Raw genomic sequence first — 26,841 nt, 5'->3', positions numbered from 1 at the left:
ATCTCTCAAAGCACGAAACGAGGACCATCCATGTCATCAATGACGAGACCTTCCACCAGGGTGGAGGTGACGGCCCCGGCAGCGGCTGGAACCACACGCGTGCGCAAAAGCCGCATTGATCCGCTCTACTATGTTTTCCTCTTGCCCTCGCTGGTGATCTTCACGCTGGCCGTCACGCTGCCCGCCGTTCTCGGGTTCATCTACAGCTTCACGAACTCCGTGGGCTTCGGTGACTTCGATTTCATCGGCATCCGGAACTTCATCGCGGTGTTCCGTGATGAAGGAGTCCTCGGCGCCTACGGCTTCACACTCGTTTTCTCGCTGGTCACCGTCATCGTCGTGAATGCCGTGGCCTTCCTCCTGGCCCTGGGCCTCACGTCCCGCGTCCGCTTCCGTGCCGCGCTTCGCACCGTCTTCGTCATCCCCATGGTGATCTCCGGCATCGTCATCGCGTTCGTGTTCCAGTACCTCTTCTCGAACTCGCTGCCCCTTGCCGGCAAAAGCATGGGAATCGAGCCGCTGGCCACCAGCCTTCTCGCAAACCCCCAGCTCGCGTGGCTTGCGATCGTCTTCGTCACGGCGTGGCAGTCCATCCCGAGTGCCATGCTGATCTACATCGCAGGGCTCCTCACGGTCCCCGCCGAGGTCTACGAGGCGAGTTCCATCGACGGGGCATCGCCCTGGCAGAACCTGCGGCACATCACCCTGCCGCTCATTGCGGGGTACGCCGTGATCAACACGGTCCTCGGCTTCAAGAACTACCTCAACGCCTACGACATCATCATCGGCCTCACCGACGGCGGGCCCGGCGTGGCCACACGAAGCGTCGCGATGTCGATCTTCCGCGGCTTCGAAGGCGGCGACTATGCCTACCAGATGGCCAACGCCGTGATCTTCTTCCTCATCAGCATCGTCATCGCACTCGTCCAACTTCGCTTCACACGTGGCAAGGGAGGGATCGCAGCATGAGCAGCGCACCCAGCATCATCCAGGCAGAACCCACGGCGGCCGCCAAGGGCCGCCGGCTACCCGCCGGGCCCGAACGCATCCAGTGGCCCGCCACCATCATCCTCATTGTCTGCACCCTCAGCGTGCTCGTCCCGCTCTACGTCACGGTCAGCATGGCCTTCAAAACCACTGGCCAGGCAGTAGACGGCAACGCGTTCTCCCTGCCAAGCCCCCTGACCTTCGACAGCTTTGCCCAGGCTTGGACACTCACAAACTTCCCCCGCGGCTTTGGAATTTCCGTGTTCGTGTCGGTGATCGCCGTTGCAGGGGAGATCATCGTTTCGGCCCTGGCCGCCTACGCCATCGTCCGCAACTGGGACCGTCGGCTCTTCCGCTGGTCCTTCTTTTACCTGCTCGCGGCAATGTTCATCCCGTTCCCCGTGGTGGCGCTGCCGCAGATCCAGCTCACGGGACTCGTCGGACTCGACAACCCGCTCGGGGTAGCCATCCTGCACATCGTTTTCGCCCTGGCCTTCAACACCATGCTCTTCACCGCCTTCCTCCGCTCGATCCCCCTGGAGTTGGAGGAAAGCATGCGGATGGACGGCGCGGGAACGTGGCAGGTGTTTTGGAAGCTCATCTTCCCCCTGCTGGGGCCCATGAGCGCAACCGTGGGCATCTTCGCCTTCATCGCGTCATGGAACGACTTCATGATGCCGTCACTCATCATTTCCGATCCTGAACTGCAGACCATCCCCGTGCTGCAAAAGATCTTCCAGACGCAGTTCAGCAACAGCTACAACGTGGCCTTCGCCTCCTACCTGATGGCAATGGCCCCCGCGATCATCGTCTACCTGTTTACCCAGCGCTGGGTCATGTCCGGCCTCACCCAGGGCGCCGTCAAGTAACTCCGGACCCACACACCTGATACAGCTGAAACTGAAGGAAGCAATCTTGCCCACCACCGCCACCCAGGCAACCCAAAGCCACCCCGCCCCCACGGCCGACCCCAACTGGTGGCGTCAGGCCTCCGTGTACCAGATCTACCCCCGCAGCTTTGCGGACTCGAACGGCGACGGCATCGGCGACATCAACGGCATCACCGCCAAGGTTCCTTACCTGAAAAACCTGGGCATCGATGCCGTCTGGCTGAGCCCCTTCTACCCCTCCGCACTCGCCGATGGGGGCTACGACGTGGACGACTACCGCAACGTGGACCCGCTGCTGGGCACGCTGGAGGACTTCGACGCGATGGCCAACGCCCTGCACGCCGCCGGCCTCAAGCTGATCGTGGACATCGTGCCCAACCACTCGTCGGACCGGCACCAGTGGTTCCGGGAAGCCCTCGCCTCGCCCAAGGGGTCCGCGGCGCGCAACCGGTACATCTTCCGCGACGGGCTGGGCGAAAAAGGCGAGCTGCCGCCGTCGGACTGGGACTCGGTGTTCGGCGGCCCCGCCTGGGAGCGCATCACCGAACCCGACGGCAGCCCGGGGCAGTGGTACATGCACATCTTTGCCAAGGAACAGCCCGACTTCAACTGGGACAACCCCAAAGTCCGCGAAGACTTCCTGAAAACCCTGCGCTTCTGGTCGGACCGGGGCGTGGACGGCTTCCGCATCGACGTCGCCCACGCCCTGACGAAGAACCTGGAAGAAACCCTGCCCACCAAGGCGGACCTCGAGGCCCAGGGCGAGGCGCTGTACCTCACGGGGCAGCACCCGTACTGGGACCGCGACGAGGTCCACGATATCTACGCCGAGTGGCGCCGCGTGTTCAATGAATACAACCCGCCGCGCACCGCCGTCGCCGAAGCCTGGGTCCATACCGACCGCCGCGCCCGCTACGCCAGCCCGGAGGGACTGGGCCAGGCCTTCAACTTCGACTTGCTGCAGGCGGACTTCGACGCCGCCCAGTTCCGGAAGACGATCATCAAGAACCTGGCAGAGGCCAAAGCATCCGGCGCGTCGTCCACCTGGGTGTTCTCAAACCACGATGTGGTCCGGCATGCCACGCGCTACGGCCTCCCCGCGTCCGAGCCTTCGGCCGGAGGTGACATCATGGCCGGCCAGGCGGGCAAGCGGTGGCTTCTGGCCGGCGGCAGGCAGGAAGATGTCGACGCCGAACTCGGCCTGCGCCGCGCCCGAGCCGCGTCCCTGCTGATGTTCGCCCTTCCGGGTTCTGCGTACCTGTACCAAGGCGAGGAACTGGGACTGCAGGAAGTCGGCAGTGAAATCCCGGACTCCGCCCGGCAGGATCCGGCTTTCTTCCGGAACAAGGGCGTGGAGATCGGCCGCGACGGCTGCCGCGTCCCCTTGCCGTGGACCTCGGCGGGCAGCTCATTCGGTTTCGGCCCCGGCGGCTCCCACCTGCCGCAGCCGGAATGGTTCGCGGGCAGCTCAGTGGAGGCCCAGGAGGGCAAGGGGGATTCAACCCTGTCCCTCTACCGCCGGGCGCTCGCCCTGCGGTCGCAGCTGCAAACAACAGAAGCGCTGGAGCTGCTGGAAACCGGCCGGGATGACGTCCTGGCCTTCCGGCGCCCCAACGGCTGGACCTCCATAACGAACTTCGGTACGGAACCCTTCGAGCTGCCCGCGGGCCAGCTGCTGGTCTCCAGCTCGCCACTCGAAGCCGGCCGGCTGCCCGGCGCTGCCACGGCGTGGCTGCGGTGAGCGCCCCTGCCGCCGGCTCCGGACTGGATTTCGGAATAGGAATCGATGTTGGCGGGACCTGGATTAAGGGTGCACTCGTCAACCTGGGCAGCGGCACCCCGGCCGGCGGTGTCCGCCGCCTGCGGACCCCGTCCAGCGGCAGGGTGGATGACGTGGCAGACACCCTGGACCAGCTCATCAGTGAGCTCCAATCCGAAAGCCCCGGGCACGGGAACCTGGCTGCCGGCGTCGCCATCCCCTCGATTGTCCAGCGCGGAGTGGCGCTGTCGGCAGCAAACATGGACGGCAGCTGGGTGGGACTTGATGTCCAGTCCTACCTGGAGTCCCGGCTTGGACGATCCGTTTGCGTCGTGAATGACGCAGACGCTGCCGGTACGGCGGAAGCCCTGTACGGCGCCGGGAAAGGCCAGCGCGGCGTTGTCCTGGTCCTGACCCTGGGGACGGGCATCGGATCCGCACTGCTGGTGGACGGCAGGCTCGTTCCCAATTTCGAGCTGGGCCACCTGGAAATCGGCGGCTGCAAGGCAGAGTCCCGGGCATCGGCCGTCGTCAGGGAGAACCAAGGCCTCACCTGGGTGGAGTACGCCGACCGGCTGCAGCAGTACCTGTCGCACGTGGAGTTCCTCTTCTCGCCCGACCTCATCATCATCGGTGGGGGCATTTCAGCGTGCAGTACCGAATACCTCCCTCGCCTCTCACTGCGCACCCCGGTCATTCCGGCCAGCCTCGAGAACGCCGCGGGCGTTGTGGGCGCCGCCCTTGCCGGCAGGCGGCTCAAGGATGGACAGGCTCAGTATGTGTGACATGGAATACTTCAGTACATGTGCGGCCGGACATCTCGGCGGCGGCTGGAAGGGGCAGTGGCATGCAGGAAACCGTTAACGAGGACGAAGAGGCGCGCCAGGCCGTCATCGCTTCACTCGCCCGGCAACGGGACCTCGGCCTCCCTGCGGATCCGGACTTTGACCGGCGGCTGGATGAGCACTTCCCCACCCTCCGCAGCCTGTTCCACTCGCTTTACGGCGCCCGGCAGGACTGGCTGGAGCAGCTGTCCGCCCTGGTGGTGCAGAGCGCGCGGTCGTGGCAGGAGCGCTCCCCGGAGCTGAAGGCGCTGGACGCCGAACGCGAGGAGGCGCCGGACTGGTTCCAGTCCAACGGCATGCTGGGCGGCGTCTGCTATGTGGACCGCTACGCCGAAAGCCTGGAGGGAGTGCGCAGCCGCATTCCCTACTTCAAGGAGCTGGGCCTCACCTACCTGCACCTGATGCCGCTGTTCCTGGCGCCCGAACCGCATTCGGACGGCGGCTACGCCGTGTCGAGCTACCGGGAGGTCAACCCCAAGCTGGGCACCATGGAACAGCTGCGCTCCCTCGCCGCCGAACTGCGCGCCAACGGGATCAGCCTGGTGGTGGACTTCATCTTCAACCACACCTCGGACGAGCACGAATGGGCCCGGAAGGCAGCCGCGGGCGATCCCGAGTGCAGCGACTACTACTGGATCTTCCCGGACCGGACCATGCCGGACGCCTTTGAGGCGAGTGTCCGCGAGATCTTCCCGGAGAACCATCCGGGGTCCTTCATCCAGATGGCGGACGGCCGGTGGGTGTGGGCCACGTTCCACACCTACCAGTGGGACCTGAACTACTCCAACCCCGGCGTTTTCCGGGCCATGGCCGCCGAGATGCTGTTCCTGGCCAACCAGGGGGTGGATATCCTGCGCATGGACGCTGTCGCCTTCATCTGGAAGCAGCTGGGGACGCCCTGCGAAAACCTCCCCCAGGCGCACACGCTGCTCCGGGCGTTCAACGCGGTCTGCCGCCTGGCGGCACCGTCGCTGCTGTTCAAGTCGGAGGCCATCGTGCACCCCGACGAGGTGGCACTGTACATCGACCCCGCGGAATGCCAGCTTTCCTACAACCCGCTGCAGATGGCCCTGATCTGGGAGTCCCTGGCCACCAGGGACGTGTCCCTGCTGTCACAGGCGCTGGAGCGCAGGCACAACATCCCCGACGGTACGGCATGGGTGAACTACGTCCGCAGCCATGACGACATCGGCTGGACCTTCGCCGATGAGGACGCGGCCGAGCTGGGCATCAACGGCTTTGACCACCGCCGCTTCCTGAACTCCTTCTACGTCAACCGGTTCCCGGGCAGCTTCGCCCGCGGCGTCCCCTTCCAGGACAACCCCAAGACGGGTGACTGCCGGATTTCCGGCACGACGGCGTCCCTGTGCGGGATGGAGGTTGACCCGGCGGACGCGGTGGAACGGATCCTCCTGGCCCATTCGGTGCCCTTCAGCACCGGCGGCATCCCGCTGCTGTACCTGGGCGACGAAGTGGGGCAGGTCAACGACTACTCCTACGCGTCCGAGCCCGGCCACGAGGAGGACAGCCGCTGGGTGCACCGGCCGCACTTTCCCGCCGAACAATACGCCCGCCGTGACGATCCCTCCACCCCCGAGGGGGCCGTCTACGCCGGATTGAAGCGCATGATCGAGGTCCGGGCGGGCACTCCTGAATTTGCCGGAACCACGCTGGTGGATTTCCGTACGAACAACCGCTCGGTGCTCGGCTACCAGCGCCCGGGCGGTCCGGACGGTGGCAGCACCGTCCTGGCCCTCGCCAATTTCAGCGACTCCGCCCAGACCCTCCCGGCGGAAACCTTTAGCGGGTACTCCCCTGCCGCCGTCGACCTTCTCTCCGAAGCCACCCTGCAACTGGACGACGGCATCACCCTCCTCCCCCGGCAGTACCTCTGGCTGCGCGTCACCCCCGCGTAGCACTCGCGGGCCCGTTTTCGCAACGGGCCCGCGCGCGTGAAAGCATACGGACCATGGCCTCCAAGATTGCGTACCAGGGTGAGCCCGGCGCCAACTCCAATATCGCGTGTCAGCAGATGTTCCCGGACATGGAAAGCGTCCCGTGCGCCAGCTTCGAGGACGCCTTCGAACTGGTGGCCGGCGGCGAAGCGGACCTGGCCATGATCCCCATCGAGAATTCCATCGCGGGCCGGGTGGCGGACATCCACATTCTGCTGCCGCAGTCCAACCTGCAGATCGTGGGCGAATACTTCCTGCCCATCCATTTCGACCTGCTGGGCATTCCGGGCAGCACCATTGAGGGCGCCACCGAGGTGCACAGCCACATCCACGCCCTGGGCCAGTGCCGGAAGCTGATCCGCGACCACGGCCTCAAGCCGGTCATCGCCGGTGACACCGCCGGGTCCGCCCGGGAGGTGGCCGAGTGGAATGACCCCCGCAAGCTCTCGCTGGCTCCCCCGCTGGCCGCGGAGATCTACGGCCTCCAGGTGCTGGCCTCGCGCGTGGAGGACGACCCCTCCAACACCACCCGCTTCGTGGTCCTTGCCCGGGAAACGGCACTGCCGGCCCGGCAGGGTCTTCCCGGACCGGCAGTCACCAGTTTCGTGTTCCGCGTCCGCAACGTCCCCTCCGCCCTGTACAAGGCGCTGGGCGGGTTTGCCACGAACGGCGTGAACATGACGCGTCTGGAGAGTTACATGGTGGGCAACGAGTTTGCCGCCACCATGTTCATGGCCGACGTCGAGGGCCACCCCGAGGACCTGCCGCTGAAGCTGGCCCTCGAGGAACTGGACTTCTTCACCACCGAGGTGCGGATCCTCGGCGTGTACCCCGCGGCTGACTACCGGGCGGCGGCCACCGCCTGACGTGGCTGTGCGGGCGCGGCCTTGAGCAGCGGCGCGAAGAACGCGCCGAGCTCGGCGGTTGCCGTCAGCGGCAGGACGTTGGCCACGTACTGGTCCGGGCGGACCACCACCACGGTGCCGTTGCGGTCCAGTCCGCGCAGGTCGAAGATGTCCGCCGTGGGATCGGTTGCGTACACCTTCTCGTAGTCGGTGAGCTTGAACGGGCCCACCTGCGGCTTGAAGACGGAGGGGACGGCATTGATGTCGACGGCGGTGTGCGGCTGCTGGTAAATGACCTTCAGATCGAACCACGCGTCCGGGTCGGCGTCCGCGGGTGTTGCTGCCAGAGGTGATTCCGGCGAGTGCGCGAACCACTCGGCGAGCTTGTCCGTGGTGGAGTCCGTTCCGGGCTGGGCCGCATCCGCGAAGACATAGATCCGCCAGCGGCCGTCAGCCGTGGCGTGGTGGCCCAGGTGGATGGGGTTGGTGTCGCCCACGCGGACTACCGGTGCCGACTTGAAACGCTTGCCCACGGGGAAGCCGGCGGCCAGGTCCTGGTGGTCGGTGCCGCCAACAATCAGGGACGGCGCGTACTGGGTCATGAAACCTGCCGGGAACTCGGCGGTCCGCACGTAGAAGTCCTCAAGGTCCGAGGGGTGCTCGAACTCCTCGGGCTTCTTGGCCATCATGGTGGACCACTCCTTGTCGAAGTCGATCAGGTTCCTGGCCACCACCTGCCGCTCCTCCGAGTAGGTGGTCAGCAGGCTCTCGGGGCTGCGGCCCTCCAGCACATGCCCCAGCTTCCAGGCGATGTTGAACCCGTCCTGCATGGAGACGTTCATGCCCTGGCCGGCCTTGGCACTGTGGGTGTGGCAGGCATCGCCGGTGATGAACACCCGCGGGGTGCGGGTGCCGCGGTCCGCGGGCAGGACGTCGTCGAACCTGTCCGTGAGGCGGTGGCCCACCTCGTACACGCTGTGCCATGCCACGTTGCGTACATCCAGGGTGTAGGGGTGCAGGATCTCGTTTGCCTTGTGGATGATCTGCTCGATGCTCGTGTTGCGGACGGCGTGGTGGGTGGCAGGATCCACTTCGCCCAGGTCCACGTACATGCGGAACAGGTAGCCGCCTTCCCGCGGAATCAGCAGGATGCTGCCCTTCTCGGCCTGGATGGCGCACTTGGTGCGGATGTCAGGGAAGTCGGTGACGGCCAGGACGTCCATGACGCCCCAGGCGTGGTTGGCCTGGTCCCCTGCCAGCGTACAGCCGATCGCCTGGCGAACCTTGCTGCGCGCGCCGTCGGCCCCCACCACGTACTTTGCACGGACAATCCGCTCCTGGCCCTCGTTGGGTCCGGCGGTGTGAAGCAGCGTCACAGTGACCGGGTAGTCGCCCTCGGTGGCGACGGTGAGGCCCTGGAAGTCATAGCCATAGTCGGGCTTGAGGCGGGTGGGTGAGTTCGCCGCAAACTCGGCAAAGTAGTCCAGCACGCGGGCCTGGTTGACGATCAGGTGCGGGAACTCGCTGATCCCTGTTTCGTCGTCGACGGCGCGTGCGGCGCGGATGATGTTGGCGTTGTTGGCAGGGTCCGGCTTCCAGAACGCCATCTCCGTGATCCGGTACGCCTCGGCGATGATCCGCTCTGCGAACCCGAAGGCCTGGAAGGTTTCGACGCTGCGCGCCTGGATCCCGTCAGCCTGCCCAATAGCGAGGCGGCCCGGCCGGCGGTCAATGATCCGCGTGGTGACATTGGGGAACATGGACAGCTGCGCGGCGGCGAGCATTCCGGCCGGGCCGGTGCCGACGATGAGCACGTCCACTTCCTCCGGGAGCTCCTCGGGGCGGTTCAGTCCGACGCCGGCTGCCGGCTTGATGCGCGGGTCACCGGATACGTATCCGTGGTGGTGGAACTGCACGGGCTTTCCTCACTTCGTTGTGGATGATTCACATCAGTTCGTGTTCTATATCAGAACAGTAGATTCGATAATCGAAAACTCTAAACTTGTTTTCCACTGTACGCCGGTTGTGACGCGGGCGACAAGTGGCTCCGGAAGTGCCGCAAAAACAGCCGAAACAAGGGGGTTGACGGAAGCTGCAAATCTATGGATAGTGATCGTATACGATTTCGTACCTGATGAGGAGACGTTTTGGAGCAGGTCAACGGCGACACCCTGGCAGCAGCACGCAAGGTGGTCGCGGTGCACATCAACTACCCCAGCCGGGCCGCCCAGCGTGGCCGCACCCCGGCCCAACCGTCCTACTTCCTCAAGCCTTCCAGCTCGCTGGCGCTCAGCGGAAGCCCCGTGGAGCGCCCGGCCGGCTGCGAACTGCTCGGCTACGAAGGCGAGATTGCGCTCATCATCGGCAAGGCCGCCCGCCGCGTCACGGTCGAGGAGGCCTGGAGCCACGTTGCCGCCGTCACCGCCAGCAACGACCTCGGCGTGTACGACCTGCGCTACGCGGACAAGGGCTCCAACCTCCGGTCCAAGGGCGGGGACGGGTTCACCCCTGTGGGCCCGGCACTTCTTCCGGCAGACGCCGTCGACCCTTCCAAACTTCGCATCCGGACCTGGCACAACGGTGAACTGGTCCAGGACGACACAACCGCTGACCTGCTCTTCCCCTTCGCCCGGCTGGTGGCGGACCTGTCCCAGCTCCTCACCCTCGAGGAGGGCGACATTATCCTCACCGGCACCCCTGCCGGCGCCTCCGTGGCCGCACCGGGCGACGTCCTGGAGGTTGAGGCGGGCACGATTGATGGCACCCTCACCACCGGACGCCTGGTCACCACCGTTGAGCAAGGCACGACGGCGTTCGCGGACTTTGGCGCCCAGCCCAAGGTTGACGACCTGCAGCGGGAGGAGGCCTACGGATCCCGCGAAGCCGCAGGGCTCCCTGCTCCAGCCAGCGCCCTCACCCCGGAACTGAAAGCCAAGCTTGAGTCGGTCGCCACCGCCACCCTGTCATCCCAGATGCGCAAGCGCGGCCTTAACAACGTCAGCATCGACGGCCTCCAGGCCACCCGCCCGGACCGGCGCGTGGTGGGCCTGGCCCGGACCCTGCGCTACGTGCCCAACCGTGAAGACCTCTTCAAGACCCATGGCGGCGGCTTCAACGCCCAGAAACGCGCCATCGATTCCGTCAACGAAGGCGAAATCCTGGTCATGGAAGCCCGCGGCGAAAAGGGCACCGGCACCGTGGGCGACATCCTGGCCCTGCGCGCCCAGGTCCGCGGCGCGGCAGCGATCATCACCGACGGCGGCGTCCGCGACTATACCGCGGTGGCCGGCCTGGAAATGCCCACGTACTTCGCCAACCCGCACCCCGCCGTGCTGGGCCGCCGGCACATCCCGTGGGACACGGACATCACCATCGCCTGCGGCGGAGCCACCGTCCAGCCCGGCGACATCATCGTGGCCGACTCCGACGGCATCCTGGTCATCCCGCCCGCCATCGCCGAAGAACTCGTTGAGGACTGCATCCAGCAGGAAAAGGAAGAGGCCTTCATCTTCGAGATGGTCAAGCAGGGCAACAGCGTGGACGGCCTCTACCCGATGAACGCCGAATGGCAGGCCCGGTACAAGGAATGGGCAGGCAACCGCCATGACTGAAACCGCCGTGGCCGGCGTGGCAGCCACTCCCGGCAGCAAGTCCCAACAGGCCTACCAGGCCGTCAAGGCACGGATCGTGGAAGGCACCTACACTCCCGGCTACCGGCTGGTCCTGGGTGCCATAGCGAAGGACCTGGGCTTCAGCGTGGTTCCGGTCCGGGAAGCGATCCGCAGGCTTGAAGCCGAGGGACTGGTGACGTTTGAACGGAACGTCGGCGCCACGGTGGCAGGCATCGACCCCACCGAATACCTCTACACCATGCAGACCCTCAGCATCGTGGAAGGTGCCGCCACGGCACTCTCCGCACCGCTGATCGACGGCCAGGCCATTGCCCGGGCCCGTGCCGTGAACCAGGAAATGCGCCAGTGCCTGGAGCACTTCGATCCGGTGCGCTTCACCCAGCTCAACCAGGACTTCCACAGCGTCCTGTTCGAACACTGCCCCAACCCGCACATCCTGGACCTGGTACACCGCGGCTGGAACCGGCTGGCCGCACTCAGGTCCTCCACCTTCCGCTTCGTCCCCGGCCGGGCCCGCGACTCGGTGGAAGAACATGAGGAACTCCTAAAGCTGATCGAGTCCGGCGCTGATGCCGACGACATCGAGAAGGCAGCCCGCCGGCACCGCACGGCGACCCTGGACGCTTACCTCGCCCAAACCAATTAGTACGAAAAGACCAGTTGTACGACGCGACCACTTGTACGAAGAGACCACAGTTAGGACTTCAACGATGACGACCTCAGTAGAAACCACCAAGCACTACGTTCCGGATGACCTGCCCAGCCACATCCAGCACTACATCAACGGCCAGTTCGTGGACTCAATCTCCGGCAAGACCTTCGATGTCCTGGACCCGGTGTCCAACCGCAACTACGCCACCGCCGCGGCCGGCCAGAAGGAAGACATCGACCTCGCCGTCGCGGCCGCCCGTGAAGCATTCGTGAACGGCCCGTGGCCCCGGATGAAGCCCCGTGAACGCGCCCGTGTCCTGAACCGGATTGCCGACGCCGTCGAGGCCCAGGAAGCCCGGCTCGCCGAACTCGAAACGTTCGACACCGGCCTGCCGATCACCCAGGCCAAGGGCCAGGCCCTCCGCGCTGCGGAGAACTTCCGGTTCTTCGCCGACCTGATCGTGGCCCAGTTCGACGACGCCATGAAGGTCCCCGGCTCCCAGATCAACTACGTCAACCGCAAGCCCATCGGCGTCGCCGGCCTGATTACGCCGTGGAACACCCCGTTCATGCTGGAGTCGTGGAAGCTCGCCCCGGCGCTGGCCACCGGCAACACCGTGGTCCTCAAGCCCGCCGAATTCACCCCGCTGTCCGCCTCCCTGTGGGCCACCATCTTCAAGGATGCAGGGCTGCCGGACGGCGTCTTCAACCTGGTCAACGGCCTGGGCGAGGAGGCCGGCGACGCCCTGGTCAAGCACCCGGACGTCCCGCTGATCTCCTTCACCGGCGAGACCACCACCGGCCAGACGATCTTCCGCAACGCCGCGGCCAACCTCAAGGGCCTGTCCATGGAGCTCGGCGGCAAATCCCCCTGCGTCGTGTTCGCCGACGCCGACGTGGACGCCGCCATCGACTCCGCCCTGTTCGGGGTCTTCTCCCTCAACGGGGAGCGCTGCACCGCCGGCTCACGCATCCTGGTGGAGCGCGCCATCTACGACGAATTCTGCGAAAAGTACGCCGCCCGGGCAAAGAACATCGTGGTGGGTGACCCCCATGACCCCAAGACCGAAGTGGGGGCCCTGGTCCACCCCGAGCACTACGACAAGGTGGCCTCCTACGTGGAGATTGGAAAGTCCGAAGGCCGGCTCCTGGCCGGCGGCGGCCGCCCCGGCCACCTGCCCGAAGGCAACTACATCGCACCCACGGTGTTCGCCGACGTCGCGCCCGATGCCCGGATCTTCCAGGAGGAAATCTTCGGACCCGTCGTGGCCATCACCCCGTTCGAGAACGACGACGAGGCCCTCGCCCTGGCGAACAACACCAAGTACGGCCTGGCCGCCTACATCTGGACCCAGAACCTGACCCGGGCCCACAACTTCTCGCAGAACGTCGAAGCCGGCATGGTGTGGCTGAACAGCCACAACGTCCGCGACCTGCGCACCCCGTTCGGCGGCGTCAAGGCCTCCGGCCTGGGCCACGAGGGCGGCTACCGCTCCATCGACTTCTACACCGACCAGCAGGCCGTGCACATCACGCTCGGCACCGTCCACACCCCCAAATTCGGCGCCTGAACCCAACCAGCTCGCATTTGTTGTCGTTTTGAGGCCTCAAAACGACAACTACTGCCAGTCAGTTGGGGAAGAAGCCCCCTTTCAAAGAAGAGAGACCATCATGACCAACTTCGTTCCCACCCCCAGCGTCCCGGCACCGGACATCGTCCGCTGCGCCTACATGGAGATCGTGGTCACCGACCTCGCCAGGTCCCGCGAGTTCTACGTCGACGTCCTGGGCCTGCACGTCACCGAGGAGGACGAGAACGCGATCTACCTGCGCTCCCTGGAGGAATTCATCCACCACAACCTGGTGCTCCGCAAGGGACCCATCGCCGCCGTCGCCGCCTTCGCCTACCGGGTGAAGTCCCCTGCGGAGGTGGATGCCGCCGAGGCCTACTACAAGGAGCTCGGCTGCCGGGTGGAGCGCCGCAAGGAAGGCTTCACCAAAGGCATCGGCGACTCCGTCCGCGTGGAGGACCCGCTGGGCTTCCCGTACGAGTTCTTCTACGACGTGGAGCACGTGGAGCGGCTCACCCAGCGCTATGACCTCTACTCCGCCGGTGAACTGGTCCGCCTGGACCACTTCAACCAGGTCACCCCGGACGTCCCGCGCGGCCGCAAGTACCTGGAGGACCTGGGCTTCCGCGTCTCCGAGGACATCAAGGATGCCGACGGCGTCACCTACGCCGCCTGGATGCACCGCAAGCAGACCGTCCATGACACCGCCCTGACCGGCGGCAACGGCCCCCGCATGCACCACGTCGCGTTCGCCACGCACGAGAAGCACAACATCATCCAGATCTGCGACAAGATGGGCGCCCTGCGCATCAGCGACCGGATCGAACGCGGCCCCGGCCGCCACGGCGTGTCCAACGCGTTCTACCTCTACATCCTGGACCCGGACGGCCACCGCATTGAGATCTACACCCAGGACTACTACACCGGCGACCCGGACAACCCCACCATCACCTGGGACGTCCACGACAACCAGCGCCGCGACTGGTGGGGCAACCCCGTGGTCCCCTCCTGGTACACCGAGGCCTCCCTGGTCCTGGACCTGGACGGCAACCCGCAGCCGGTCATCGTCCGCGAGGAAAAGTCCGAGATGGCGGTCACGGTGGGCGCCGACGGCTTCTCCTACACCCGCAAGGACGGCTCGCCCGAAGGCGACCGGACGGGCTTCAAGCTGGGAGTCCAGGTCTAGCCATGCTGGAGCCCACGACGATTGAGGCCATCGCGGACGAGCTGGTGGAAGCCGGCCGGACCCGCACCCCTGTCCCCCGCCTGACCGCCCGGTACCCGGAGATGACGGTGGAGGATTCCTACGCGGTGCAGCAGCTGTGGCGGCGCCGCAACGAGGACGCCGGCCGGACCCTGGTGGGGCGCAAGATCGGCCTCACGTCCAAGGCCATGCAGGCCGCCACCGGCATCACCGAACCGGACTACGGCGCCATCTTCGATGACATGGTGCTGGAGACCGGCTGCTCCGTTCGGTGGGACCAGTACACCCACCCGCGCGTGGAGGTGGAGCTGGCGTTCGTCCTCAGGGACGGACTCAAGGGCCCGGGCGTGACCATCTTCGATGTCCTGAAGGCCACCGACTACGTGGTTCCGGCCCTCGAAATCCTGGACTCCCGGATCGAGATGGAGGGCCGGACCATCGTGGACACCATCTCGGACAACGCCGCCATGGGCGCCATGGTGATCGGCGGCAACCCGGTCAAGCCGGACGCCGTTGACCTGCGCTGGGTCTCCGCCATCCTCTACAAGAACCAGACCGTGGAGGAAACCGGCGTGGCCGCGGGCGTGCTGGACCACCCCGCCAACGGCGTGCACTGGCTGGCCAACAAGATCGCCGCCCACGGCGACGCGCTCAAGGCAGGCGACATCATCCTGGCCGGCTCGTTCACCCGCCCACTGTGGGTGTACAAGGGCGACACCGTCCACGCCGACTACGGACCCCTGGGAGCTGTGACATGCCGTTTCGAATAGAAGACACCTTCCGCTCCGCCCTGGCTGCGCAAAAACAGAAGGGAAAGGCAGGCCGCCCGCTCGCCGGGATGTGGGTGTGCTCCGGCAGCCCGCTGGTCGCCGAACTCTGCGCGGGGGCAGGGCTGGACTGGCTGCTGGTGGACGCGGAGCACAGCCCCAACGGCCTCGAGTCCATCCTCGCCCAGCTCCAGGCCATCCATGGCTACCCGGTCCACACCGTGGTCCGGCCGCCGGTGAATGACACGGTGGTGATCAAGCAGTACCTGGACCTGGGGGTTCAGAACCTGCTGATCCCCATGGTGAATTCGGTGGCGGAAGCGGAGGCGGCGGTTGCTGCCACCCGCTATCCGCCCCACGGCGCCCGCGGCGTGGGCTCGGCCCTGGCCCGCGCCGCACGCTGGAACCGGGTCCCGGACTACCTCGCCCGGGCCAGCGAGACCATCAGCGTCACCGTCCAGATTGAATCGACGGCGGCCGTCGAGGCTGTGGAGGACATCCTCAAAGTCGACGGCGTGGACGCCATCTTCGTGGGCCCCTCCGACCTCGCCGCTTCCATGGGCCTGCTGGGACAGCAGGAACACCCCGAGGTGCGCGCCGCCGTCGAACACTGCCTGTCCGTTGCCAAGGCGGCCGGGAAACCCGGGGGCGTCAACGCCTTCGCTCCCGCCACGGCCGAGCACTACCTCGCCAACGGCGCGGACTTCATCCTGGTGGGCGCCGACGTCGCACTCCTCGCCCGCGGTTCCGAGGCCCTCGCAGCAAAGTACATTCCCCACGCCGACGGCGACACCCCCGCCAGCTACTGACCTTCCCTTCCTAAGGACTTCCCATGACACTTTCTGCGATCTCCCCTGCCTTTTCGCCGGAGCATGAAGCCTCGCTCCTGGCTTCCGTCCCCACCGGCCTGCTCATCAACGGTCAGTGGCGCGAGGCGTCCGACGGCGGCACGTTCGACGTGCACGACCCCGCCACCGGGGAGGTGCTCGCCACCCTCGCCTCCGCCACCAGCGAAGACGCCATTGCCGCACTCGATGCAGCCGACGCCGTGCAGGCGTCCTGGGCGCGCACCGCACCTAGGACCCGGGCGGAGATCCTCCGGCGGGCCTTCGACCTGGTGACCGAGCGGGCCGAGGACTTCGCCCTGCTGATGACCCTGGAAATGGGCAAACCGCTGGCCGAGGCCCGCGGTGAGGTCACCTACGGGGCAGAGTTCCTGCGCTGGTTCGCCGAGGAAACCGTCCGCGACTATGGCCGCTACCTCACCACCCCGGAGGGCAGGAACAAGATCCTGGTCCAGCACAAACCCGTGGGCCCCTGCCTGCTCATCACCCCCTGGAACTTCCCGCTCGCCATGGCCACCCGCAAGGTCGCCCCCGCCATCGCCGCCGGCTGCACCATGGTCCTCAAACCCGCCAAGCTCACCCCGCTTACGGCGCAGTACTTCGCCCAGACCATGCTCGACGCCGGCCTTCCCGCCGGGGTCCTCAACGTCGTCGCATCCTCCTCCGCGTCCGGGATTTCCGGCCCGCTCCTGAAGGACTCAAGGCTGCGGAAGGTCTCCTTCACCGGCTCCACCCCCGTCGGCAAGCGCCTCATGGCAGACGCCGCGCAGAACGTGCTGCGCACCTCGATGGAGCTCGGCGGGAACGCGCCGTTCATCGTCTTCGAAGATGCCGACCTGGACAAGGCCGTCGAAGGGGCCATGGCAGCCAAGATGCGGAACATGGGCGAAGCCTGCACCGCGGCCAACCGGTTCCTGGTCCACGAATCCGTGGCGCAGGAGTTCACCCGGAAGTTCGCCGCCGCCATGGGCGCCCTGCACACCGGGCGCGGCACCGAGGCGGCCACCCAGGTGGGACCCCTCATCGACGCAGGCGCCCGTGATGAGGTGCATGCACTGGTGAGCGCCGCCGTCGACGCCGGAGCAGTGGCCGTGACCGGCGGCGCACCGGTGGACGGACCGGGCTACTTCTACCAGCCCACCGTCCTGGCCAACGTGCCCAACCACGCGGCGATCCTTGGCCAGGAAATCTTCGGCCCCGTAGCCCCGGTGACCACCTTCAGCACCGAGGAAGACGCCATCCGGCTCGCCAACAACACCGAATACGGCCTGGCGTCCTACCTCTACAGCCGCGACTTCAACCGCCTCCTGCGCGTCGCGGAACAGATCGAATTCGGCATGGTCGGGTTCAACGCCGGCGTCATCTCCAACGCCGCCGCACCCTTCGGCGGCGTCAAGCAATCCGGCCTGGGCCGCGAAGGCGGCTCCGAAGGCATCGCCGAATACACCACCACCCAATACATCGGCATCAACAACCCCTACGCCGGGTAACCGCGGGGAAGAAGCACCTGCCGCCCTGGTCGAAAGGGTGGCAGGTGCTTCTTGACGCGGGTCAGCCGACGCGGGTGTAGCTGATCTCGGTCGCCCCCGCCGGCGCCGCGGGAAGTGTCACGTACGTGCCCTGGGCCCTGTTGCCATGTCCGGGAAGGGCTCCGGGCACCGTGACGTAGCTGCCCTCAAGCTTCGGCGATACCTCCGATCCGGATGGCAACGTAACGTAGCTGCCCCCTCGGGAGATGTCGGTAGGTGCTGTTGCGGGCGCTTCAGTGAGCTCGGACTCTACGGTCATGGTGTTCTCCTGCTTGTCGGGGGCGTCGACGACGCAAAACCCAGCACCTGTGCGCCGTGGCGCAATAAGGGCCGCGGTACCGCTGCTGGGCGTTTGACGGGGTCGTTTGCCTGGATCCGGGGAGGAGTTACCCGGCGGTTCTCGAGGGCTTCGCCGGCCTGATCCCCACCCTAAGGCTTAATCTGACAAGTTCACAATAAGGCCGGCCGATTTTACGCCGTTCCCTCTCCGCCAACAGTCCTGCGCACAAACACAAGAGCGGGGGGCGGGCACTCACCCAAACTGGGGAGTAACCCGCTACGCCGACCGGCTGGCGTCCTCGCCTACTCGATGTGGAGTATCCCTTGGAAACGTACGATGCACTTCTTGCCTCCATTGCCCCCGCTGCCGGCACTGGCCGGACCATCCTCAATCCGGCCACGGGCGAACCGGTAGGCGAAGCCCCCGTCCACAGCCTCGATTACCTGGAAAGCGCCGTGGCCGCAGCCGTGGCCGCGCAGCCAGCCTGGGCTGCCCTGGGCCACGACGCAAGGTCCGCCGCGCTGCTCAAGGCAGCCGACGCCGTCGAACGCTCCGCCGAGGAACTCGCCCAGCTGCTCTCCCGCGAGCAGGGCAAACCGCTGAACGGCCCCAACGCCCGCTTCGAAGTGGGCGCCTGCGTCGCCTGGCTCCGCGCCACGGCCGGCCTGCCGCTGGAACCGGAAACCATCGTGGACGACGGTGAGACCCGCGCCGAGCTGCATTACCGGCCCATCGGCGTGGTCGGGGCGATCGGCCCGTGGAACTGGCCCATGATGATCGCCGTCTGGCAGCTGGCGCCGGCCCTGCGCATGGGCAACACCGTCGTCGTCAAGCCCTCCGGCAACACCCCGCTCTCCGTGCTGGCGCTGGTCAAGGTCCTCAACGAAGAACTCCCCGAAGGCATCCTGTCCGTGGTGTCCTGCGGCCGCGAGGTGGGCGCCCGCCTCACCGACCACCCGGCGATCGGCAAGATCATGTTCACCGGCTCCACCGCCGGCGGCCGCGCCATCATCAAGTCCTCCGCCGACACCGTCAAGCGGCTCACCCTGGAACTTGGGGGCAACGACGCCGGTATTGTCCTGCCCGACGCCGACCCCAAGGCCATTGCCACGGACATCTTCTGGGGCGCCTTCCTCAACACCGGCCAGACCTGCGCCGCGCTCAAGCGCCTCTACGTCCACGACGACATCTACGACGCCGTTTGTGACGAGCTCGTGGCGGTCGCCAAGCAGATGCCCATGGGCAACGGCCTGGACGAGAACAACGTGCTGGGACCGCTGCAGAACAAGGCGCAGTACGACGTCGTGGCCACCCTCGTGGAGGCGGCCAAGGCTTCCGGGGCACGCGTCCTGCTGGGCGGGAACCCGGATACCAGCCAGCCCGGCTACTTCTACCCCACCACCCTGGTGGCGGACATCGACAACGACAACCCGCTGGTGGCCGAGGAACAGTTCGGCCCCGCCCTGCCGATCATCCGCTACAGCAGCATCGACGAGGCGGTGGAAAAGGCGAACGGGCTCGACGTCGGCCTGGGCGCCTCCGTCTGGTCCCCCAACCTGGAAGCAGCCCGGGAGGTCGCGGCCCGCATCCAGGCCGGAACCGTGTGGATCAACCGGCACGGCGCCGTGGACCCGCGCATCCCGTTCGGCGGCGCCAAGCAGTCCGGCTACGGCGTGGAATTCGGCGTGGAGGGCCTCAAGGCCCTGGGCGTACCGCAGGTGATCAACGGCTGATGTTGACGCGGGAGCCCGGCACGCAAGGTTGCCGGCGCCGGGCTCCCGGGGCTTCGCGGCGCTACCCCATGGCCGGGGCCGTGGACGTCCGGCCGGCGAACTGCCGGCGGGCCCACCGGGCAAGTTTCTTGCCCTTGCCCTTCCACCAGTTGTCCTCGTCCTGGTTGTGGTGGAACCGGAAAACAATGGCCACCAGGACAAACATGCCCATCACCACGTCCACCCAGGAGGACACCACCAGGGCGATGAAGACAGTCATGGCATTGGCCACGATCGACGGGATCGCCAGGGTACGGAAGACGGTGCTGGCCACGTAACGCCGGTGGGACCGCGGGACGGACAATTCACGGACCATGTCAAAGCAGACGCAGACCACAACAATGGTCTGCCCGATGGCCAGCAGGATCTGCCCCGGCAAGGAGCTGCTGAACGCGGCCACGGATTCCATCCCCGGGCTCATGGCCGGACCCGGGTTGAAGCAGCTTCGCTGAGAACCTTAAACACGAAAACCCCCAGAAATTGCGGAACCATCGCCGCTGATCCGGCGATGGTTCCATTCAAATTCCAGGGGGCTTTTCCGTCACGAGTAGCGGGTACTCATATTTGTCCGGGGCACCGGGAAACGCTACCTGCTCTCCGGCATCCCGTTATTGTCCGATCGCACTTATTGTCCGATCGCCCGGGGCCGCCACAACATGACCGCCTGTGACCGGGGCCGGGGGCGCTGGCCACGGGCCAGGCTCACCACATCGCCCGCGGCGCCGGCGGCGAAGATGCGCGAATCCACGGAACGCGGCCGCCGCCCGAGTTCCTCGGTGAGTTCAGCGATCCGGCTCTGGAGGGCTGCCACCTGGTTTTCGAGTTCCAGGATGCGCTTGATCCCCTCCAGCGACACACCTTCGTGCGACAGCCGCTGCACTTCCCGCAGCATGTTCACGTCACGCTGCGAATAGCGCCGGGACTTTCCAGGGGCACGGCTGGGCTTGACGATGCCAAGCCTGTCGTACTGCCGCAGGGTCTGGGGGTGCATGTCCGCCAGCTCTGCCGCCACCGAAATCACAAAGATCGGCTGGTCAGCATTGATGTCCACGCCTCACCTCCGCGCCTAGAGCCGGGCCTTGGCTGCCAGGCCCTCGCGAACGTCCGCCGACGACGTGGCCTCGGCGAACGCCTTGACCGCAGCTTCGGCGTCCTTGTTGAGATTCTTGGGAACCGCGACGTCGATCGTCACCAGCAGGTCGCCGGTGGCCTTGGGCGTCTTGACGCCTTTGCCCTTGACCCGCAGGGTACGGCCGGACGGCGTGCCTGCCGGGACGCGGACCTTGACCTTGTCGCCGTCGATGGTGGGAACTTCGATGTCCGCGCCCAAAGCAGCCTCCGGGAAGGTGACGGGGACGTGGATCCGGAGGTTGTCGCCGTCGCGCGTGTAAAACGCATGTGGCTGGACCGACACGGAGACCACCAGGTCACCATTGCCGGCAGGACCGGGCTGGCCCTTGCCACGCACGCGGACCTTCTGGCCGTCCTTGATACCCGCGGGAACCCGGACATCGATGACCTCGCCGCTGGGTTCACGCAGGCCGATGGTGGTGCCGCGGATGGAGCCGGCAAAGGAGATGCTGGTCGACGCGGTCCGGTCGGCGCCCTTCTGCGGGGCGCGCTGGAATCCGGGGGCGCCGCCGAAGCCGCCGAAGAGGTCGGCGAACTCGGGCGGGATGCCGCCGGCGGAGGGATTGAAACCACCGGCGTGCCGTCCGGTATTGCCGGTGAACAGGCCGCCGAACATGTCCTCGAACCCGCCGTTGGGGGCGCCGGCGCCGCCGGGAGCAAAGCGGGCCCCGCTGCCCATGGCCCGGATGGCGTCATACTGCTGGCGCTCATCCGGATCCGAAAGCACCGAATAAGCCTCGGAGATGTCCTTGAACTTCCTCTCGGAAGCGGCGTTCCCCGCATTCGTATCAGGGTGGTGCTGCCGCGCAAGCTTCCGGTAGGCCTTCTTGATGTCGGCGTCGGAAGCGTCCTTGGCAACACCAAGGATCTTGTAAAAGTCCTTGTCCACCCAATCCTGGCTAGCCAATGGCGTTTCCTTTCAAAGTACAAAAGCGTTAGGGCGAGATTACCGCTGAACGCCGGAGCGGATGAGGGGGCCCGGGCGGGACCCCCTCATCCGCGGAGGCGAGGGGCAACTAAGCCGGGACGGCCACGATCACCTGGGCTGCGCGGAGGACACGGTCGCCTGACTTGTAGCCGGAGCGGAGGACCTGGCTGACGGTGTCAACCTCGATGTCCTCGCCGGGCTGCTGGATCAGGGCTTCGTGGATCGTGGGATCGAACTCCACGCCGGTTTCGTCGATGCGGACCAGGCCGTAGGTCTTCAGCGCGTTCTCCAGTTTGGTGGCGATCGCGGCGAAGGGGCCGTCGGTGAGGTCACCGTGCTGCCGTGCGGCGTCGACGTCGTCCAGGACCGGGAGCAGGGAATTCAGGACGCCGATGACGGCCATTTCCCCTGCCACGGCACGGTCGCGTTCAACGCGCTTGCGGTAGTTGACGTACTCAGCCTGAAGGCGGAGCAGGTCGTTGCGCAGTTCGGCTGCCTCGGCGCCGGCGGACCCTGCGGGCGCACCCTGGGCCACGGATTCCTCGGCCGGCACGTCCACGCCGTTGAGAATCTCCTCGGCCTGGGCCAGCGCGTCGCCGTCGGAATCTGCTGCCCCGGCCCGGGAACCGGCCCCCGGCGCGGACTGGCCGCCCTCGGGGTGCCGGGCCTGCCCGGTCACCGGGTCAACCTTGCGGTTGTCCCGGATGACGGGCTCCTGGCCGTTGCCCTGCGTGTTCTGCTGGCTTGCGGATGTGTTGTGCTCTTCCTCGTTACCGTGGTGCGGCATGGGTTACTTCTTCGCTTCGTCTTCGTCGATGATTTCGGCGTCGACGATGTCCTCGTCCTTGGAACCTGCCGAGGCTCCGGCGGCACCTTCAGCACCTGCAGCACCTGCAGCGCCTGCGCCGTCCGGCGAACCGGCCTGGGCGTAGATGGCCTCGCCCAGCTTGGTCTGGGAAGCCTGCAGCTTCTCGAACGCGGACTTCACAGCGGCGTCGTCGGTGCCTTCAAGGGCCTTCTTGAGGCTGTCGACGTCGGCCTGGACCTCGGTCTTGACCTCTTCGGGCAGCTTGTCCGCGTTGTCGGCGATCAGTTTGTCCACGGAGTAGGCAAGCTGCTCGGCCGTGTTGCGGGTGTCGGTTGCCTCGCGGCGCGCCTTGTCCTCGGCTGCGTGCTCCTCGGCGTCGCGGACCATCCGGTCGATGTCTTCCTTGGAGAGGCTGGAGCCACCGGTGATGGTCATGGACTGCTCCTTGCCGGTGCCCTTGTCCTTGGCGGAGACGTGCACGATGCCGTTCGCGTCGATGTCGAAGGTGACCTCGATCTGCGGAATACCGCGCGGTGCCGGGGCGATGCCGGTGAGTTCGAACGTGCCCAGCGGCTTGTTGTCGCGGGTGAACTCGCGCTCGCCCTGGAAGACCTGGATCGCCACGGACGGCTGGTTGTCATCCGCCGTGGTGAAGGTCTCGGACCGCTTGGTGGGGATGGCGGTGTTGCGCTCGATCAGGTGCGTCATCACGCCACCCTTGGTTTCGATGCCGAGGGACAGCGGGGTGACGTCGATCAGGAGGACGTCCTTGCGCTCACCCTTCAGCACGCCGGCCTGCAGGGCTGCGCCGACTGCGACGACCTCGTCCGGGTTCACGCCCTTGTTGGGCTCCTTGCCGCCGGCCAGTTCCTTCACGAGGTCGTAGACGGCGGGCATACGGGTTGAACCGCCCACCAGCACGATGTGGTTGATGTCGGATAGCTTGATGCCGGCTTCCTTGATGACGTCGTGGAACGGCTTCTTGGTGCGCTCCAGCAGGTCCTTGGTGAGGTCCTGGAACTTGGCGCGGGTCAGCTGCTCGTCCAGGTGGACCGGGCCGTCGGGGGTGACGGAGAGGTACTGGAGCGAGACGTTGGTGCTGGTGGAGGAGGAGAGTTCCTTCTTGGCCTGCTCAGCTGCTTCGCGGAGGCGCTGAAGGGCGATCTTGTCCTTGGAGAGGTCGATGCCCTTCACCTTGAGCTGGTTCAGCAGGTAGTCAACGACGCGCTGGTCCCAGTCGTCGCCGCCCAGGCGGTTGTCACCGGCGGTGGCGCGGACCTGGATGGTGGAGAAGTTGTCTTCGTCCTTGCCGACTTCCAGCAGGGAGACGTCGAAGGTGCCGCCACCGAGGTCGAAGACCAGGATGAGTTCGTCTTCCTTGCCCTTGTCCAGGCCGTAGGCCAGTGCCGCGGCGGTGGGCTCGTTGACGATGCGCAGGACGTTCAGGCCTGCGATTTCGCCGGCTTCCTTGGTGGCCTGGCGCTCGGCGTCGTTGAAGTAGGCCGGGACGGTGATGACGGCGTCGGTGACCTTTTCACCCAGGTAGGACTCGGCGTCGTTCTTCAGCTTCATGAGGATACGCGCGGAAATTTCCTGCGGGGTGTACTTCTTGGCGTCGATGTCCACCTTCCAGTCGGTGCCCATGTGGCGCTTGACTGAAGCGATGGTGCGCTCGATGTTGTTGACAGCCTGGCGCTTGGCGATTTCGCCAACCAGGACCTCGCCGGACTTGGAGAATGCAACGACCGACGGCGTGGTGCGGCCACCCTCGGCGTTGGCAATAACGGTGGGCTCGCCACCTTCGAGAACGGAGACGACGGAGTTGGTGGTTCCGAGGTCGATACCTACTGCACGTGACATGTGTTGCTTCCTTCTTTCCTTGGAAACTGGTTGGCGCCCTAAGCATTGAGCGTTCTGCACTCAACTTTACTCAGGGCGCCACCGATGTCAATCCAAAGTTGAGTGCAGTCCGCTCAACTTTGGATGCCGCGCCGGATAACAGCCGCGGTATTCCTTGGATTTCCGGGCTTCTGCGCGCAGAATTACGACGCCGGAAGGCGGGTTCGCTTTAGGAGAACGCGGCGCCGGGCTACTCAGCGCTCCGTGTCCCGGTCGCCGTGCAGCGGGCCGCGCTCTTCCGCCGTCGCCTGGACCTGGCGGTCGGTAAGCCCTTCGCGGACGGCCTCCTCTGTTCGGGCGCCGCCGGCTGTGCCGGCCTCCCCGTAGTCGCCTTCCTCGTATTCGCCGTCGGCAAGGTCCCGCCCGGGCCCGTTGACGGTACCGCCGGCGCCATGGTCCGCGTCCACGTATTGCCCGCCTTCGCCCGCACCTCCGGCAGGGGCCCCAACTGTTCCGGCATCGCCGTAGTTGCCTTCCGGATACTGGTCGTCCCGTTCGCCCGCCGGCCTTTCCACGGCTCCGGCATCGCCATAGTCACCATCCACGTACTGCCCGCCTTCACCCTCCAGTCCGGGTGCGCTGCTTCCCTTGCGGGGCTCCTCGGCTGCAACTTCAGGGTTCTCGGTCATGGTGCATCTCTCCTTCGAGGCTCCGCGTCCATGCGGGCGCACTGGCAGTCTATCGACGGCCCGCGCGCACCAACAGGGCTTCGCCGGCACCTATCGGGAGGCCCCTGCCGGCAGGCCGGCGATGCCTGCCAGGACGGCGAGGTGATGGTCGAAGAGGTCAGCGGGCGCATGGAAGGTATCCGGCCCGTACTGGTTGAACACCTCGAAGCTGACCGCACCAAAGAGGGAGCTCCACACCAGGACACCCCTCGCCACCAGTTCCTCCGGAAGGTCCAGGCCAAACTCGGAACGGATGGCGGCAAGGTCCCTGCCCAGGGTTGGCGGCAGTTGTGGTGCGCCTTCGGCCGGAACTGCCAGCTGCCCTGCCCGGGAAGCTGCATCCAGGATGCCGATGAGGCTGACGATGACCCTGGTGCCCGGGCCCGCCGTGCGCTCCGCCGGGGCGCTGTAGCCGGGCACGGGGCTGCCAAAAAGGAGCGCGTAGCTGGCAGGCTCGCGCAGGGCCCATTCCCGGACCGCGCGGCCCAGCGCCCGGAAGCGGGCAGTGTGGTCATCCTCCGGCGCTTGGGCGACGGCGGCGTCCACCGCGTCCCCAAGCTCGCCGAAGGCGTCTATCAGCAACAAGGTCAGGAGCTCGTCCCGGCTCTCCACATAGCGGTAGACCGCGGAGGACACCACCCCGAGGTCCCTCGCCACCGCCCGCAGGGAGAGAGCGGCCGCACCGTGCGTTGCCAGGTGCTGCCGCCCCAGGCGGACGATATCCGCCACGGTTTGCGCCCGTGCCCGTTGCCGCGGGGTGAGGGGGCGGACAACAGTGCCGGCTGTTTTTTCGACGTCAGTCACGGGTCCAGCATGCCATAAACGAGAGCGCCGGAATCAAAAGAGAGCACCGCTCTTGACTTAGCCGGCTTATAGGGTCATGCTGTTTCCGAGAGCAGTGCTCTCGGAAACAGCAACAAGGAAGCCACAATGGCAGATGTGTACGTAGTAACCGGAGCGGGACCGGTGGGGTGGACGGTGGCCGAACAGTTGGCAGACCTGGGACGGCAGGTGCGCGTCCTCACGCGGTCGGGCAGCGGACCACAGCACCCGCTGATCGATCTCATCGCCGGTGACGCGAAGGATCCCGAGGTTCTGCGATCAGCCCTGGCCGGCGCCCGGGCAGTCTTCCACTGCATTCACGGCTCGGCGTACACCGCCGCGGCATGGCGGGCGGAGCTTCCCGCCGCCGAGCAGGCGGTCCTCACTGCGGCGCACCAAGCGGGTGCCGTCGTCGTATTCCCGGAAAGCCTCTACTCCTACAGCGAGCCGGACAGCGTGATGACGGAGGGCAGCCCGCGCCACGCTGCGGGCGGCAAACGCGGGGTGCGGACGGAGCTGCTCCGGACCCGCGAGGCCGCCACAACGCCAACGGTGAGCGTGGTGGCAGGCGACTTTTTTGGTCCCCGCGTCCGGATGGCGCACGGCGGGGAGCGCATGGTGGTGCCCATCCTGGCGGGGAAGAACGTCAGCGTGGTGGGCAGCTCACGGCAGCCGCACTCGTTCACGTACGTCCCGGACCTGGCCACGGCGATGATCGCGGCGGCGGACAGGCCCTCCGCCTGGAATGCCGTATGGCACGCCCCCACGGGTCCGGCCCTTACCCAGATGGAGCTGGCCCACGCCTTCGCCGCCGCGGCAGGACGGCCGGCGCCCAAGGTGCGCGCCCTGCCCGGCTGGACCCTCCGCACCGCCGGGATACTCTCAACCGACGCCCGCGAGCTGGCCGAGATGCTGTACCAGTTTGAGCGGCCGTTCATCATGGACTCGGCCGCGTCCCAGGCTGCCCTGGAAGTCGGTCCGACTCCGCTGGAAACGGCTGCTGCCGCCACCGTGGACTGGTGGCGGCAGCAGGGTTAGTGCTCCGAGGTTTAG

At 66.4% G+C, this 26,841-nt stretch carries 24 protein-coding genes; 15 read left to right on the top strand and 9 right to left on the bottom strand.

Translation table 11 applies throughout. The features are described 5' to 3' along the window. The first annotated feature begins 30 nt into the window (after positions 1–30). The 6 genes from AC6JAM_RS10470 (at position 31) to AC6JAM_RS10445 (ending at position 7,302) form a co-directional block, all read left to right on the top strand. A complete protein-coding gene (locus tag AC6JAM_RS10470; RefSeq protein ID WP_497934619.1) occupies positions 31–969 on the top strand; it encodes a carbohydrate ABC transporter permease in 939 nt (312 codons plus the stop codon). Continuing rightward, a complete protein-coding gene (locus tag AC6JAM_RS10465; protein WP_134165034.1) occupies positions 966–1,856 on the top strand; it encodes a carbohydrate ABC transporter permease in 891 nt (296 codons plus the stop codon). Before AC6JAM_RS10470 ends, AC6JAM_RS10465 begins: the two co-directional genes overlap by 4 nt. A 46-nt stretch (positions 1,857–1,902) precedes the next feature. Next, positions 1,903–3,618, top strand: a complete 1,716-nt coding sequence (locus AC6JAM_RS10460; protein ID WP_497934618.1) for a glycoside hydrolase family 13 protein — start codon at positions 1,903–1,905, stop codon at positions 3,616–3,618. Further along, positions 3,606–4,421, top strand: coding sequence for a polyphosphate--glucose phosphotransferase (gene ppgK / locus AC6JAM_RS10455; RefSeq protein WP_018770021.1), 816 nt, complete (start codon positions 3,606–3,608; stop codon positions 4,419–4,421). Before AC6JAM_RS10460 ends, ppgK begins: the two co-directional genes overlap by 13 nt. Before the next feature lie 62 nt (positions 4,422–4,483). Next, positions 4,484–6,397, top strand: coding sequence for an amylosucrase (locus AC6JAM_RS10450; protein ID WP_497934617.1), 1,914 nt, complete (start codon positions 4,484–4,486; stop codon positions 6,395–6,397). Between the two features lie 53 nt (positions 6,398–6,450). Continuing rightward, positions 6,451–7,302 carry a prephenate dehydratase gene (locus tag AC6JAM_RS10445; RefSeq protein ID WP_497934616.1) on the top strand — a complete coding sequence of 284 codons (852 nt, stop codon included), beginning with the start codon at positions 6,451–6,453 and terminating at the stop codon, positions 7,300–7,302. Here AC6JAM_RS10445 and AC6JAM_RS10440 read toward each other — a convergent pair. Beyond that, a complete protein-coding gene (locus tag AC6JAM_RS10440; protein WP_497934615.1) occupies positions 7,278–9,197 on the bottom strand; it encodes an FAD-binding monooxygenase in 1,920 nt (639 codons plus the stop codon). The genes AC6JAM_RS10445 and AC6JAM_RS10440 overlap by 25 nt on opposite strands. A 231-nt stretch (positions 9,198–9,428) precedes the next feature. Here AC6JAM_RS10440 and AC6JAM_RS10435 point away from each other — a divergent pair, with 231 nt between their 5' ends. The 7 genes from AC6JAM_RS10435 to AC6JAM_RS10405 all read left to right on the top strand — a co-directional run bounded on the left by AC6JAM_RS10435 (position 9,429) and on the right by AC6JAM_RS10405 (position 17,441). Next, on the top strand, positions 9,429–10,892 hold the full coding sequence (locus AC6JAM_RS10435; protein ID WP_478222770.1) for a fumarylacetoacetate hydrolase family protein: 1,464 nt from the start codon (positions 9,429–9,431) through the stop codon (positions 10,890–10,892). Continuing rightward, positions 10,885–11,559 carry a GntR family transcriptional regulator gene (locus AC6JAM_RS10430; protein ID WP_018770016.1) on the top strand — a complete coding sequence of 225 codons (675 nt, stop codon included), beginning with the start codon at positions 10,885–10,887 and terminating at the stop codon, positions 11,557–11,559. Before AC6JAM_RS10435 ends, AC6JAM_RS10430 begins: the two co-directional genes overlap by 8 nt. 64 nt (positions 11,560–11,623) lie before the next feature. Next, entirely contained in the window at positions 11,624–13,135 is a 1,512-nt protein-coding gene (gene hpaE, locus AC6JAM_RS10425) for a 5-carboxymethyl-2-hydroxymuconate semialdehyde dehydrogenase (RefSeq protein ID WP_018770015.1), read from the top strand. A gap of 100 nt (positions 13,136–13,235) precedes the next feature. After that, entirely contained in the window at positions 13,236–14,321 is a 1,086-nt protein-coding gene (gene hpaD / locus AC6JAM_RS10420) for a 3,4-dihydroxyphenylacetate 2,3-dioxygenase (protein WP_495634938.1), read from the top strand. A 2-nt stretch (positions 14,322–14,323) separates the two neighbouring features. After that, the gene (hpaH, locus tag AC6JAM_RS10415; RefSeq protein WP_056391900.1) at positions 14,324–15,109 is read left to right on the top strand and encodes a 2-oxo-hept-4-ene-1,7-dioate hydratase; all 786 of its coding nucleotides are present in this window, start codon (positions 14,324–14,326) and stop codon (positions 15,107–15,109) included. Continuing rightward, complete coding sequence (locus AC6JAM_RS10410; protein WP_478222767.1) at positions 15,094–15,915, top strand: HpcH/HpaI aldolase family protein; 822 nt, start codon at positions 15,094–15,096, stop codon at positions 15,913–15,915. Before hpaH ends, AC6JAM_RS10410 begins: the two co-directional genes overlap by 16 nt. A gap of 23 nt (positions 15,916–15,938) precedes the next feature. Beyond that, positions 15,939–17,441 (top strand): NAD-dependent succinate-semialdehyde dehydrogenase, encoded by a 1,503-nt coding sequence (locus AC6JAM_RS10405; protein WP_497934614.1) that lies wholly within the window; start codon positions 15,939–15,941, stop codon positions 17,439–17,441. Positions 17,442–17,502: 61 nt separating this feature from the next. Here AC6JAM_RS10405 and AC6JAM_RS10400 read toward each other — a convergent pair whose 3' ends face one another. Then, the gene (locus tag AC6JAM_RS10400) at positions 17,503–17,739 is read right to left on the bottom strand and encodes a hypothetical protein (RefSeq protein WP_134165026.1); all 237 of its coding nucleotides are present in this window, start codon (positions 17,737–17,739) and stop codon (positions 17,503–17,505) included. 344 nt (positions 17,740–18,083) lie between these two features. Here AC6JAM_RS10400 and AC6JAM_RS10395 point away from each other — a divergent pair, with 344 nt between their 5' ends. Further along, positions 18,084–19,493 carry an aldehyde dehydrogenase family protein gene (locus AC6JAM_RS10395; RefSeq protein ID WP_018770009.1) on the top strand — a complete coding sequence of 470 codons (1,410 nt, stop codon included), beginning with the start codon at positions 18,084–18,086 and terminating at the stop codon, positions 19,491–19,493. 61 nt (positions 19,494–19,554) lie between these two features. Here the strand turns inward: AC6JAM_RS10395 and AC6JAM_RS10390 are convergent, their stop codons facing one another. The 7 genes from AC6JAM_RS10390 to AC6JAM_RS10360 all read right to left on the bottom strand — a co-directional run bounded on the left by AC6JAM_RS10390 (position 19,555) and on the right by AC6JAM_RS10360 (position 25,770). Beyond that, positions 19,555–19,941: a hypothetical protein gene (locus AC6JAM_RS10390; RefSeq protein ID WP_018770008.1), complete on the bottom strand. Its 387-nt coding sequence runs from the start codon at positions 19,939–19,941 to the stop codon at positions 19,555–19,557. A gap of 216 nt (positions 19,942–20,157) precedes the next feature. Beyond that, the gene (locus AC6JAM_RS10385; protein ID WP_018770007.1) at positions 20,158–20,583 is read right to left on the bottom strand and encodes a heat shock protein transcriptional repressor HspR; all 426 of its coding nucleotides are present in this window, start codon (positions 20,581–20,583) and stop codon (positions 20,158–20,160) included. A 15-nt stretch (positions 20,584–20,598) separates the two neighbouring features. After that, positions 20,599–21,570 (bottom strand): DnaJ C-terminal domain-containing protein, encoded by a 972-nt coding sequence (locus tag AC6JAM_RS10380; RefSeq protein ID WP_026265889.1) that lies wholly within the window; start codon positions 21,568–21,570, stop codon positions 20,599–20,601. A gap of 109 nt (positions 21,571–21,679) precedes the next feature. Beyond that, positions 21,680–22,378, bottom strand: coding sequence for a nucleotide exchange factor GrpE (locus AC6JAM_RS10375; RefSeq protein ID WP_018770005.1), 699 nt, complete (start codon positions 22,376–22,378; stop codon positions 21,680–21,682). A 3-nt stretch (positions 22,379–22,381) separates the two neighbouring features. After that, a complete protein-coding gene (gene dnaK, locus AC6JAM_RS10370) occupies positions 22,382–24,259 on the bottom strand; it encodes a molecular chaperone DnaK (protein ID WP_018770004.1) in 1,878 nt (625 codons plus the stop codon). Positions 24,260–24,492: 233 nt separating this feature from the next. After that, positions 24,493–24,927: a hypothetical protein gene (locus AC6JAM_RS10365; RefSeq protein WP_478222764.1), complete on the bottom strand. Its 435-nt coding sequence runs from the start codon at positions 24,925–24,927 to the stop codon at positions 24,493–24,495. Positions 24,928–25,017: 90 nt separating this feature from the next. After that, positions 25,018–25,770 (bottom strand): TetR/AcrR family transcriptional regulator, encoded by a 753-nt coding sequence (locus AC6JAM_RS10360; protein ID WP_497934610.1) that lies wholly within the window; start codon positions 25,768–25,770, stop codon positions 25,018–25,020. A 126-nt stretch (positions 25,771–25,896) separates the two neighbouring features. Here AC6JAM_RS10360 and AC6JAM_RS10355 point away from each other — a divergent pair, with 126 nt between their 5' ends. Continuing rightward, the gene (locus AC6JAM_RS10355; RefSeq protein WP_497934609.1) at positions 25,897–26,826 is read left to right on the top strand and encodes an NAD-dependent epimerase/dehydratase family protein; all 930 of its coding nucleotides are present in this window, start codon (positions 25,897–25,899) and stop codon (positions 26,824–26,826) included. Positions 26,827–26,841 lie beyond the last annotated feature (15 nt).

Source organism: Arthrobacter sp. GmRoot5-12, from assembly GCF_059739365.1.
Note: the sequence above shows the minus strand (reverse complement) of the source record. Positions and strands in the feature narration are given on the sequence as shown.

Excerpts from the sequence above, each read along its gene's own strand:
- AC6JAM_RS10445 (WP_497934616.1), top strand. The coding sequence starts at position 6,451 with ATGGCCTCCAAGATTGCGTACCAGGGTGAGCCCGGCGCCAACTCCAAT.
- hpaE (WP_018770015.1), top strand. The coding sequence starts at position 11,624 with ATGACGACCTCAGTAGAAACCACCAAGCACTACGTTCCGGATGACCTG.
- AC6JAM_RS10465 (WP_134165034.1), top strand. The coding sequence starts at position 966 with ATGAGCAGCGCACCCAGCATCATCCAGGCAGAACCCACGGCGGCCGCC.
- AC6JAM_RS10365 (WP_478222764.1), bottom strand. The coding sequence starts at position 24,927 with ATGACCGAGAACCCTGAAGTTGCAGCCGAGGAGCCCCGCAAGGGAAGC.
- AC6JAM_RS10430 (WP_018770016.1), top strand. The coding sequence starts at position 10,885 with ATGACTGAAACCGCCGTGGCCGGCGTGGCAGCCACTCCCGGCAGCAAG.
- AC6JAM_RS10470 (WP_497934619.1), top strand. The coding sequence starts at position 31 with ATGTCATCAATGACGAGACCTTCCACCAGGGTGGAGGTGACGGCCCCG.
- AC6JAM_RS10375 (WP_018770005.1), bottom strand. The coding sequence starts at position 22,378 with ATGCCGCACCACGGTAACGAGGAAGAGCACAACACATCCGCAAGCCAG.
- AC6JAM_RS10410 (WP_478222767.1), top strand. The coding sequence starts at position 15,094 with ATGCCGTTTCGAATAGAAGACACCTTCCGCTCCGCCCTGGCTGCGCAA.
- hpaH (WP_056391900.1), top strand. The coding sequence starts at position 14,324 with ATGCTGGAGCCCACGACGATTGAGGCCATCGCGGACGAGCTGGTGGAA.
- AC6JAM_RS10400 (WP_134165026.1), bottom strand. The coding sequence starts at position 17,739 with ATGACCGTAGAGTCCGAGCTCACTGAAGCGCCCGCAACAGCACCTACC.
- AC6JAM_RS10450 (WP_497934617.1), top strand. The coding sequence starts at position 4,484 with ATGCAGGAAACCGTTAACGAGGACGAAGAGGCGCGCCAGGCCGTCATC.
- dnaK (WP_018770004.1), bottom strand. The coding sequence starts at position 24,259 with ATGTCACGTGCAGTAGGTATCGACCTCGGAACCACCAACTCCGTCGTC.
- AC6JAM_RS10405 (WP_497934614.1), top strand. The coding sequence starts at position 15,939 with ATGACACTTTCTGCGATCTCCCCTGCCTTTTCGCCGGAGCATGAAGCC.
- AC6JAM_RS10390 (WP_018770008.1), bottom strand. The coding sequence starts at position 19,941 with ATGGAATCCGTGGCCGCGTTCAGCAGCTCCTTGCCGGGGCAGATCCTG.
- hpaD (WP_495634938.1), top strand. The coding sequence starts at position 13,236 with ATGACCAACTTCGTTCCCACCCCCAGCGTCCCGGCACCGGACATCGTC.
- AC6JAM_RS10355 (WP_497934609.1), top strand. The coding sequence starts at position 25,897 with ATGGCAGATGTGTACGTAGTAACCGGAGCGGGACCGGTGGGGTGGACG.